General features: G+C 58.2%; 10 protein-coding genes and 1 riboswitch. Of the genes, 5 read left to right on the forward strand and 5 right to left on the reverse strand.

Annotated features, from left to right (window positions below):
* Window positions 1–589 precede the first annotated feature (589 nt).
* Window positions 590–751: riboswitch (M-box (ykoK) riboswitch) on the forward strand.
* A 105-nt stretch (window positions 752–856) separates the two neighbouring features.
* From mgtE to QZL67_RS05725, 4 genes are all read left to right on the forward strand, one after another.
* Window positions 857–2,242 (forward strand): magnesium transporter, encoded by a 1,386-nt coding sequence (gene mgtE, locus QZL67_RS05710; RefSeq protein WP_022289788.1) that lies wholly within the window; start codon window positions 857–859, stop codon window positions 2,240–2,242.
* A gap of 152 nt (window positions 2,243–2,394) precedes the next feature.
* Window positions 2,395–2,586, forward strand: a complete 192-nt coding sequence (locus tag QZL67_RS05715) for a DUF1540 domain-containing protein (RefSeq protein ID WP_022289789.1) — start codon at window positions 2,395–2,397, stop codon at window positions 2,584–2,586.
* An 87-nt stretch (window positions 2,587–2,673) separates the two neighbouring features.
* Window positions 2,674–3,030 carry a TSUP family transporter gene (locus tag QZL67_RS05720; protein WP_306765925.1) on the forward strand — a complete coding sequence of 119 codons (357 nt, stop codon included), beginning with the start codon at window positions 2,674–2,676 and terminating at the stop codon, window positions 3,028–3,030.
* Window positions 3,027–3,398 (forward strand): sulfite exporter TauE/SafE family protein, encoded by a 372-nt coding sequence (locus QZL67_RS05725; protein WP_022289791.1) that lies wholly within the window; start codon window positions 3,027–3,029, stop codon window positions 3,396–3,398. Before QZL67_RS05720 ends, QZL67_RS05725 begins: the two co-directional genes overlap by 4 nt.
* Window positions 3,399–3,425: 27 nt before the next feature.
* Here QZL67_RS05725 and QZL67_RS05730 read toward each other — a convergent pair whose 3' ends face one another.
* The 5 genes from QZL67_RS05730 to spoIID form a co-directional block, all read right to left on the reverse strand.
* Entirely contained in the window at window positions 3,426–4,718 is a 1,293-nt protein-coding gene (locus QZL67_RS05730) for a S1C family serine protease (RefSeq protein WP_022289792.1), read from the reverse strand.
* Window positions 4,719–4,726: 8 nt separating this feature from the next.
* The gene (locus QZL67_RS05735) at window positions 4,727–6,184 is read right to left on the reverse strand and encodes a cell wall metabolism sensor histidine kinase WalK (RefSeq protein WP_022289793.1); all 1,458 of its coding nucleotides are present in this window, start codon (window positions 6,182–6,184) and stop codon (window positions 4,727–4,729) included.
* Window positions 6,181–6,891, reverse strand: coding sequence for a response regulator transcription factor (locus QZL67_RS05740; RefSeq protein ID WP_022289794.1), 711 nt, complete (start codon window positions 6,889–6,891; stop codon window positions 6,181–6,183). The genes QZL67_RS05735 and QZL67_RS05740 overlap by 4 nt, the downstream gene beginning before the upstream one ends.
* Window positions 6,892–7,002: 111 nt before the next feature.
* Entirely contained in the window at window positions 7,003–8,139 is a 1,137-nt protein-coding gene (locus QZL67_RS05745) for a hydrolase (protein ID WP_022289795.1), read from the reverse strand.
* A gap of 71 nt (window positions 8,140–8,210) precedes the next feature.
* Window positions 8,211–9,242: a stage II sporulation protein D gene (spoIID, locus tag QZL67_RS05750; protein ID WP_022289796.1), complete on the reverse strand. Its 1,032-nt coding sequence runs from the start codon at window positions 9,240–9,242 to the stop codon at window positions 8,211–8,213.
* A 143-nt stretch (window positions 9,243–9,385) separates the two neighbouring features.
* On the opposite strand from spoIID, the gene QZL67_RS05755 reads away from it, so the two are divergent.
* Window positions 9,386–10,321: a hypothetical protein gene (locus tag QZL67_RS05755; RefSeq protein WP_022289797.1), complete on the forward strand. Its 936-nt coding sequence runs from the start codon at window positions 9,386–9,388 to the stop codon at window positions 10,319–10,321.
* Window positions 10,322–10,386 lie beyond the last annotated feature (65 nt).

Consider the following 10,386-nt stretch of genomic DNA (forward strand, 5'->3'; position numbering starts at 1 on the left):
CCCACACCGGCAGAGTTGCCCAGAAGGACACCCAAAATCGGCAGTTCACTCATAGATCAATTTCCTCCATTATTTTCCTCGGCAGCAGAAGTCGTTCTGTGCTTCCGTGGATGTTGTTTGCCTGATTATAAAGCAAATTCCATGCCAATAATTGAGGTTTTTTCTGAACGCTAAAGTCATATCAATTTTTTTGTCTATTCTGTGAACATTCTGTCAATTTTTTCGCACAAAGTGCACATGGAATTTTTACCATATTATTCCAAATTTCGGGTGACTTCTTATGGTCCCTCCCTCTCTTTTGAAACATTTTTTTCATTTTATTTGCTTAAAAGAAACTTTAAGTTTCATATTGTTTCAAATATTTGAGTCCCTCCGGGCTTTTTCCCTGAGGTAGTACCGATACCGGGCCCGCTGTTGCATCTCCCACCCCCGCTAAGACTTCCCACTTTTTTGTAAAAATTTTACGTCTCTTTTACGCCCATCTGTATCCTTTCGGTAAAAGAGATGCGCTGGTTTCTGCAAAATTACCGGTACGGGTTGACAGCCCCCTGGAATTGGCATAATATAAACAAGGTATCTGGAAAAACTGCATATCGTCCGGTAGGTAAGGCTACCACAGGGATATGGATCACTGCCGCGGAGTGATGGAGACATCATGAGAGGGTTTGAACAGGTGATATCGAACACGAAGGTATCATCTAATGTGATTTCACCGCCTTGTGAAGCTAAAGCTTGAACGGTAAACGGGACCCCAACGGCGGGGAAAATCCCGGGAATGGAGTTCTCCAATCGTACCGGACGGGGCGATTGGAGCTTTTCTTTTTTTATTATGATGTTGAGAGGAAGGAGGACCCGCATGTTTGAGCATGAGGACAGTCAGACAGATTTACTGGAACAGATCGAGGATCTGATTCAGGAAAAACGATACGCCCAGCTGCGGGATCTTCTGGTTCCCATGGAGGCACCCGATATCGCCCAGCTCTGCGCGGATCTGGATGAAAAAACACTGCCCCTGGTCTTCCGCCTGCTGCCCAAGGAACAGGCGGCAGAGGTATTTGTGGAGCTGGACAGCGATCAGCAGGAGATGCTGATCCAGGGCTTTTCCAACACAGAGCTCAAAGAAGTGCTGGACGAGCTGTACCTGGATGATACGGTGGACATTGTGGAAGAGATGCCCGCCAACGTGGTCAAGCGGATTCTGCGCCACTCCGACCCGGAGACCCGCAAGAGCATCAATGAAATTCTGAAATACCCCGATGACTCTACCGGCAGCATCATGACCACGGAGTTTGTGGACCTGAAGGCCACCATGACAGTGGAGGCCGCCCTCAAACGCATTCGCCGGACCGGACCCGACAAGGAAACCATCAACATTTGCTACGTGATCGACGACCAGCGTCATCTTCTTGGCCTTTTGTCCATCCGCACACTGCTGCTGGCGGAAGACGACGATATCATCGACGACATCATGGAGCGCCACATCATTTCTGTCCACACGCTGGATGACCAGGAATCCACAGCCAGGGTCCTGAGCAAATACGATTTTCTGGCGCTGCCGGTGGTAGACACGGAGAACCGTCTGGTGGGCATCGTCACCGTAGACGACGCCATGGACGTTCTGCAGGAAGAGGTCACCGAGGATATCGAACTGATGGCCGCTATCCTGCCCGGCGACAAACCGTATTTGAAAACCGGCGTGCTGGAGACCTGGAAGGCCCGGACGCCGTGGTTGCTGGTGCTGATGCTCTCGGCCACCTTCACCGGCATCATCCTGACCCATTTTGAAAACGCGCTGGCGGCCTGCGCCATTTTGACCTCCTTCATCCCCATGCTCTCCGGCACCGGCGGCAACAGCGGAACCCAGGCTTCCACCGCTGTCATCCGCGCCCTGTCTCTGGGCGAGCTTCGGTTTTCCGATCTCCCCCGGGTCATTTGGAAGGAGTTCCGGGTCTCCATCTCCTGCGGCATCTGCCTGGCAGTGGCCAACTTCGTCAAGATGATGGTGGTGGATCGCTGGCTGATGCACAATCCGGCGGTCACGCCGTTGGTGGCGCTGGTGGTGTGTACCACCCTGATCGGCACCGTGATGTGTGCCAAGCTGGTGGGCTGCTCGCTGCCGCTGCTGGCCGAAAAACTTCACTTCGATCCGGCGGTCATGGCATCCCCCTTCATCTCCACGATTGTGGACTCGCTGTCCCTGCTCATCTATTTTCGCTTTGCCTCCTTGTTCCTGGGGCTGTGAGCAGGCAGACCCGGGAGACACCTATCTGCTATCTGGTAAAAAGAGAAGCCTGCGGGCTTCTCTTTTTTTCTCCTGCTGCACATATTTTTTGCATGCTGATGCAAACTAGCCATGGCGAAACGCCAAAACCATGTACGCAGGAGGATGAATGTATGATGAAGGATTCCACCAACAGCGGCTGTGCCTGCACGCCTAACCAGAGCATCAAGTGCACCGTGAGCAACTGTGCCCATCACTGCAAGGACCAGAACTACTGCGGCCTGAACACCATCACCGTGGGCACCCATGAGGCCAATCCCACCCAGAAAGAGTGCACCGACTGCCAGAGCTTCCAGATGAAATAAGCCCTCCGCGCCGGCTCCGGGGTCCGATTCCGCTCCCCGGAGCCCTCTTTCTGTTCTCTCACGGCTACATCGTTTCCAGGAGGCGGTATGATGCAACATATCTGGATCACCCGGATTGCCGGAGGGCTGGCCGGACTGGCCAATGGTCTTTTCGGCGGAGGCGGCGGCATGGTGTTTGTCCCCATTCTCGCTCGGTGGGGAACCCTCTCCCAGCGGCAGCTGTACGCCACCTGTGTCGGTGTTATTTTCCCCATCTGTCTGGTCTCCGCCGCCGTGTATCTTCTGCGGGGCGGTGTATCGCTGGCAGCCGCGCTGCCCTATCTGGCCGGCGGCTTTGTGGGCGGCTGGCTGGGCGGGAAATTCTACGGCAAAGTCCCCACCGTATGGCTCCGGCGGCTGTTCGCCGCATTTCTTTTTTACGCGGGGGTGAAGTATCTGCTGTGACGGAATGGCTCCTTCCCTTTCTCTGCGGTCTGGGGGCCAGCGTACTCTCCGCCTGGGGGGTCGGCGGCGGAACGCTGCTGCTGCTGGTAATGACGCTGCTTTTGGGCGTGGACCAGCGGACGGCCCAGGGGATCAACCTGCTCTTCTTCCTCCCTGCCGCTGCTTCCGCCCTGCTCTGTCACCGGAAAAACGGCTACCTGGACCGCTCCACCCTGCGCTCCGCCATCCCGCCGGCGGCAGCTTTTGCGCTGCTGGGTGCCTGGATCGCCACAGCAGTGGACGCAGATGTCCTGCGGCGTCCCTTCGGTATCTATCTGCTGCTGGCCGGCGTCAGTCTCCTGTGGCCGCAGGAGAAAAGAAAAGCGTGACCTGTAAATCAGGCCGCGCTTTTCTTTTTATGGTGCCAAGGTCTGCGCGGAGGTCTCATCTTCCGCCTGCAGAATCAAAGTGACGTCCATCAGCTCGCCGTCCCGGTAGAGGGTCAGCGTCAGGGCATCGCCCACCCGGCACTCCCGCCGAATCTTCATCAGGTCCTGACTGGATGCAATCGAGGTACCGTTGGCCGAGGTGATGAAATCTCCCACCTGGACCCCCGCCTTTTCCGCCGCGGAGTCCGGAACCACTTCCTGCACCAAAATTCCCCACAGGTCATCTCCCAGCTGCTCGCCGATCCGCGAGACGGAAACGCCAAGAGTCGGCTGGGGCTGCACCTCGCCGTAGGTCAGAAGGTCATTGACCAGCAGCCGGATGGTGTCGGAGGGAATGGCAAAACCCAGGCCCTCTACATTGGAATAGGAAGAGGTCATTTTGATGGTGTTGATGCCCACCACCTGTCCATACGCATTGATGAGCGGTCCCCCGGAGTTTCCGGAGTTCAGCGCAGCGTTGGTCTGGATCAGCGTCATACTCCTGCCGTCCACCGACACATCCCGGTTGATGGCGGAGACAATGCCGTCTGTCAGCGTTCCCCGCAGCTCCACACCAAGCGGATTTCCGATGGCGTACACCGGATCGCCCACCACCAGATCGTCGGAACTTCCAAACTCCGCCGCAGGCAGATCCGTCAGGTCCACCTTCAAAACCGCCAGGTCATTCTCCGCGTCTCCGGCCACATAAAAGGCCTGATAGGTTCGGTCCGTGCTGAGGGTGACGGTGCAGGAGGACCCGCCCTCCAGCACGTGGTAGTTGGTAAGGATGTATCCGTCCTGGGTGAAAATTACGCCGGTGCCCACGGACATGCCGTCCTCCAATTGGGCCATCACCGTCACCACCGCAGGGTTGAGCCGTGCGTAGATCTCCTGGGTGCTCAGTTCCGCGCCGTGGTTTTTTTCCACTGTCAGCGCTGCGCCCTCTCCATAGGGATATGTGGGGATGGTGATCTCCGCCGACGCGGAGTCCTCCGGGTTTTCATAGTCGTAATAAAAAGGGTCTCTGCCGCTCTCTCTGGAAAGCATCCCCTGCAGAATCCAGGCTCCTCCGGCAGCCGCCGCCAGCAGCAGGCAGCACACCGCAAAAATCAGGACTCCCTTTTTCCGCCGCCGGCGGCGCCGGCGGGAGGCAGGCCGAGGCGGAGCCATCCGCTTCGGCAAAGGCCGCCGATAGGTCTCCACCACCTCCTGGGGGTCTGGCTGGCGGTAGGTTTCCACAATTTCACCGGGAAACTGCTCCCGGCCCGTCCGTTCTTCCATGCAATTCCTCATGCGTCCATACTCAGCGAGAACGCAAACGTGGTAACGCCGTTTTCGCTGGTCACACTGATCTTTTCCTTATGCTGTTCCAGGATCGTCTTTACAATATACAATCCCAGGCCCACGCCGTCCTTGTCCTCGCTGCGGGACTTGTCGCTCTTATGGAACCGCTCGAACAGCAGCGGCAGTTCCTCTGCGGGAATGGTATCCCCCAGGTTCCGCACCGTCACCCGGGCCTTGCCGTCGATGGTGGTGACCCCCAGGTAGAGGGTCGTCCCCTCCCGGGCGAACTTGGTGGCGTTTTCCAGCAGGTTGTAGATCACCTGGGTGATCATATCATTGTCTCCCCGCACCAGAATGGGCTCTTCGGGAATGTCTGCATCCACATCCAGATGCCGGTCCGTAATCTTCTTTTCCATGGAGATCAGCACCCGGCGCATACTCTCGCAGATGTCAAAATGGCTGCCGTTTTTCAACGGGTCCATGACCTGGAGCTGGCTGACATCCAGCATCCGCCGGACCAGACGGCTCAGCCGCCGGCTCTCGTCGGAGATGATCTGCAGATACTGCCGCTCGTTTTCCGGCGGGATGGTGCCGTCCAGGATACCGTCCGTATAGCCGGCGATGGTGGTCATGGGGGTCTTCAGCTCATGGGAGATATTCGCGATAAACTCCCGCCGCTGCCGCTCCGTCTGCTGGAGCGTCTCAGCCATGTTGTTAAAGGATGCGGCCAGTTCACCCATTTCGTCGTTGCGGCCGTAGTCCTTCATGCGCACATCAAAATCTCCCTCGGCATACTGCCGGGTGGCCTGGACCATCTCCCGGATGGGCTGCACCTGCCGCATGGCGGTGATGGAGGAGGCCATAAAGGCGATCATCAGCACGACAAAGGCTGTCATGAAAAAGAGGCCCACGAATCCCTGCCACATGCTGTCCGCCGAGGTGGACAGCGACACGGCATAGACCACGCCCACCGTCTGGTCCGTCTCCCGGTTCACCACAGGGACTCCTACCACCAGCCGCTTTTGCTCGTATAGCCCGCCCAGATCATCCCGGCGGGAAGCAGACCCATCCTCCAGGATCTTGCGGGTCATCTCCTCCGGCATGGTGACCACCTTGCCGCTGAGATTTTCGTCAGTAGACAGCAGCACATGGCCCTCCGTGTCACAGATCATGAACTGCACGTCCGACACCGTTGCGCCAAAAGAGGCCAGCTGCTGGAAACCGGGGTCGTTCTGCAGATTCTCAATATTGAGATACCGGCCGCTCTCCAGGTAATCCACAGACAGCCTGCTCATCACCTGGGCCCGGTCCAGCATCTCATCGCTTTGCTGGCTGCGGGCATAGTTATAGCTCAGGGAGAAAAAAGACGCGCCCAGCAAAAACAGCGTCAGCACCACCATGCCGGCGGTGACAAACAGCTGCCGCCAGTAAAGTCCCTGAAATCGCTTGTGAATCCGTTTCATCCTTCCGCCTTCTCCGGCTGTTTGGAACCGACAACCTCAAACTTATACCCAACGCCCCAGACTGTCTTGAGCGCCCACTGATCGCTGACGCCCTCCACCTTTTCCCGCAGGCGTTTGATATGCACATCCACCGTGCGGCTGTCGCCGAAATAGTCGAAGCCCCACACTTCATCCAGCAGCTGGTTGCGGGTGTAAACCCGGTTGGGTGTGGATGCCAGATGGTACAAAAGCTCCAGCTCCTTGGGCGGCGTATCGATCTTCTTGCCGTCCACGATCAGCTCATAGGAATCCAGATCGATCACCAGTTTGTCAAACGTCAGCCGCTTGGTGGTGTCGTTGGGGATCTCCGTCCGACGGAGCACCGCATTGATCCGGGCGATGAGCTCTTTCATCTCAAAGGGCTTGACGATGTAATCATCGGCACCCATCTCCAGGCCCTGAATGCGGTCAAAGACCTCACTTTTGGCGGTGAGCATGATGATGGGAACCTTGCTGGTCTCCCGGATCTTGGCGCACACTGCCCAGCCGTCCATCACCGGCAGCATGATGTCCAGCAAAATCAGATCCGGCACCTGCTTTTGGAACTCCTCAATGGCTTTGCCGCCATCCGCGGCAATCCGGACGTCAAAGCCCTCCTTTACCAGATACATGTGGATCAGCTCCGAAATGTTGCGGTCGTCCTCCACCACCAGAATATTCCGTCCCATGGCACTTCCTCCTGCGTATGTTGAATTTCTGCCCGTTCGTTTTCTTTCACGTATCATTATAACCCGCCGGACTTGGGTATGTTGAATTTTCTGTAAAATTTGCCCAGTGAATCAGGTTGTCTCCGTAATGGCAAGACACGGGTCGTCCGCTTCCTCCGCCGCCGTCAAAAAGGCTCTGAGGCCCACGGCGTCCACGCCGTCTCCCAGCCACACCGTCACACTGCCCCGGCGGGCGGTGACCCGCCGCAGAAGGCTGTCCGCCCCAGAGGAGCTTTTGAGTTCATAGGACGACCGGTCCAGATCTGCCTCCAAGCAACAGAACCCGGCCTCCTCCGCCTGCTGACGCGCCTGGCTTTTCTCGTTTTCCAAAACGGCCAGGCGGCTTTTGGTGCAGGTTGCCTGATAGAGCAGCTCATTGGCCGCCAACAGTTGTTCGGTCACGGACCGCTCCGGGTCCGATGCATCAACCGCAAGCCCTACAGCCTGTCCCGTGGCCATCATCCGCCGCAGCAGGCCCCCTTCCTGCGTCAGGAATTCCTCCGTGCAGAAAAAGGCCGCTTTGTCTCCTTTCCGGTCCAGTTCATCCAGCAGCGCTTCCACTGTCCCGCCGTCCGAAGCAAGCATGCACAAATAGACGTTTTTCCCCTCCGTCTCCTCGGTCTCCTCCGGCGTCTGGGGTTCGTCCGGCACGGTCTCCGGCGTCTGCTCATCCGTCTCTTTGCTGCGCAGATACTCGCTGTATCGCACCTCCATGGGATAGATCGCCGCGTCGGCAAAGGACTTGCCGGTCAGTCCCGCCTTATCATTGTAGATCTGGACCAGCCGCCCCCGGGGGACCTTCTGCTGATAATAGCTGATCCCAAAAAAGAGCGCAACCAGGGTCACGGGCACAAACACCTCGCCTCCCCGCTGAATTGCCGCCGGGGAATAGCTGATTCCCTCGTCATCGCTCACGGTTCCCTTTTCCAGGTCAAACAGCAGTGCCCGCCCGCTGCTGGACAGAATGGGCAGGTTCTGCGAAGTCCGGATATAATTGATTCCCAGTTCCTTACGCACCGTCCCGGTAAAAATGCTGGCGGGAATATACAAGTACCCATTGACCCAGAAGGGCATGGTCGCATCCGACAGCGGCAGCACTTCGCTGTTGACGGCGATAAAGCAGATCTCATCCGCTGCTTTGGCGGGCCATACCACCGCCTGACATACCAGCACCAGGGCACACAGCAGTGCCGCAGCTCTTCGTCTCATCGCCGTCGCCTCCTCCCGCCGCGGTGTTTTTTTGAATCCATTCTGGAATGTATTATTTTATCACGTATCCATCAACTTTGTAAAGCATCCGGCACATAGGCTTCTACCGTCACACCAGTGTAGTAATGGGTGAGAATCTCCCGGTAATCCGCACCGTCCCTGGCCATCTGCTCTGCGCCGTACTGGCTCATACCGACGCCATGACCGTAGCCGGTCACGAAAAATACCAGGTTCCCATCCTGAATTTCCCACTCAAAGCAGGCCGAACGCAGTCCCAGGATGCTCCGCAGGGTGCTGCCCTTCACCGTGACACCTCCCACCTCCACGGTGGAGACGCTGCCGGCCGTATCGGTGACGGCGTTTTGCAGCCAGGTCTCCACCGGGCCGGACAGATCCGCCTCCGGCTCCGCCGCCAGGACTTTTTCCCGGAACTGCTCCTGGGTAAACTCCGCGCGGCTGTAGTAGTTGGGAATGCTGTCCCCCTGCTCCGGAGAGGTAACGGACTGCAGATACGGCAGATCATTGAGCCACACCTGTCCCGCCGCCCGGGTCAGACCCGCCGACGAGGAGTGAAACACCGCCAGGATGGGCTCGCCGCCATAGAGGATGACCTGCCCGTCGGTGTCCCGGACTGCCGATTCGATCTTGCTCTCGTATGTATCCGCATCTGCGCCCCAGTTGGAGCGGGCCTGTTCCTCGCTGATATAAGCCTGACAGCAGGTGGAGTCCGTGCAGATGTCAGCGGTATCTCCATGGTTGCCGCCGGTCTGAATCTTGTAGTAGGTGTATGTCCGGGCCGCCACCGCCTGGGCCTTGAGTGCCTCTTCCTCAAACGAGGCCGGCATCTCCGCCCGCACCACGCCCACCAGATACTCCCCCACTGTCATCTCCCGCACCTCGCCGCCGTCCAGAACCTTCAAAACCGTCTTGCCGTCCAGTTCTCCCGGTACAAAGGGCGTCCCCTGGGACTCCGCTGCCCGCTCCTCCGACGAAAACAGTTCGGAGCGGAAGGGAACAATCACGATGAGCGGCAGCAAAAATAAAATCGCCATCAGCGCAGCGGATGCGGCCACGCTCTGCCGCAGCGGCGTCGTTCGTTTCATGGATTTCCTCCTCTTTTGCATCTTCTATGGGTTGTCCCTCCATCCTATGCGCCCGGGCGGGAAAACATGAGACCGCCGTGGACAAACCGCCCCCGCCGTGGTATACTAGGGCGAAACGTTTCCTTGAAAGGGATTATAATGCGATGATGAAACACAATCTGACTTTCCCCGCACTGGCCCTGGCGGGCGGTGCGGCGGCATTTGTTTTTCGGCTCCTGCAGGTGCGCACCGGGTTTGAAGCAGACACCGGGCTTCCGATCCCCGGAAATCCCTGGGGACTGATTTTGATTGTGCTGCTGGTCCTTGTGGCAGCGGCACTGGCACTGCTGGCCTGGAAACTGCCGCCGGAACCCACGGCTCCCGCGTTTCCGCAGGCCTTTTCCACCACCAGCACCGGAACTTTGACTGTTTTGATCATGGGTGTGTTTTTGCTGGGCGTCTCCGGCGTGCTGGATCTCTTCTCCGGTCTCAGCGCCGGGGCCTCCCTGCCGGCGGACGCCTATGCCATCACCGCCGACGGGGTCTCCCAAAGCGGCTTTTCCGCAAAGGAACATCTGATTCTGGGCCTGCTGACGCTTTTGTCCGCTGTGAGCCTCTTCCCGGCGGCAGCTGTCTGCCGCCGTCCCGGCAGCCACGAACCCTCCGCCGCACCCCGCAAAACCATGCAGGGAAATTTGCTGCTGGTACCGGTAGTGTGCCTGGTGATCCGGCTGGTGCTGGTCTACCGGGTGGATTCTATTGACCCGGTTTTGTCCGACTACTATCTGGAACTGCTGGCACTGGTCTTTTTGACGCTGGGCTTTTACCGGCTATCCTCCTTCGCCTTCGGCGCAGGACGGACCGACCGCTTCGCCCTGTACGCAGGGCTGGCTGTGGTGCTGTGCCTGGCCGTACTGGCGGACGGGTTCCGCTCCAGCCAGCTGCCCGTCACGCTGTTTCACGCCGGCGGAGCAATCACCCTGCTGGGCTTTTTGCTGCTGCGTATGGGAACGCCTCTTCCCGCCGGAAAGCGCCGGCGCCGCCGCGCCGCGCTGCCGGATGCGGACGACTGCACCGCACCGCCGTCTGACAACAGCTGACAGTTTACTACAAATTTCGACCTGCATCCACCGTATTTCCCACACGTTTACGGGATGTTCATAAA

Origin of the sequence: Oscillibacter sp. CAG:155 (genome assembly GCA_000436875.1) — a bacterium.
Classification (GTDB): domain Bacteria; phylum Bacillota; class Clostridia; order Oscillospirales; family Oscillospiraceae; genus Oscillibacter.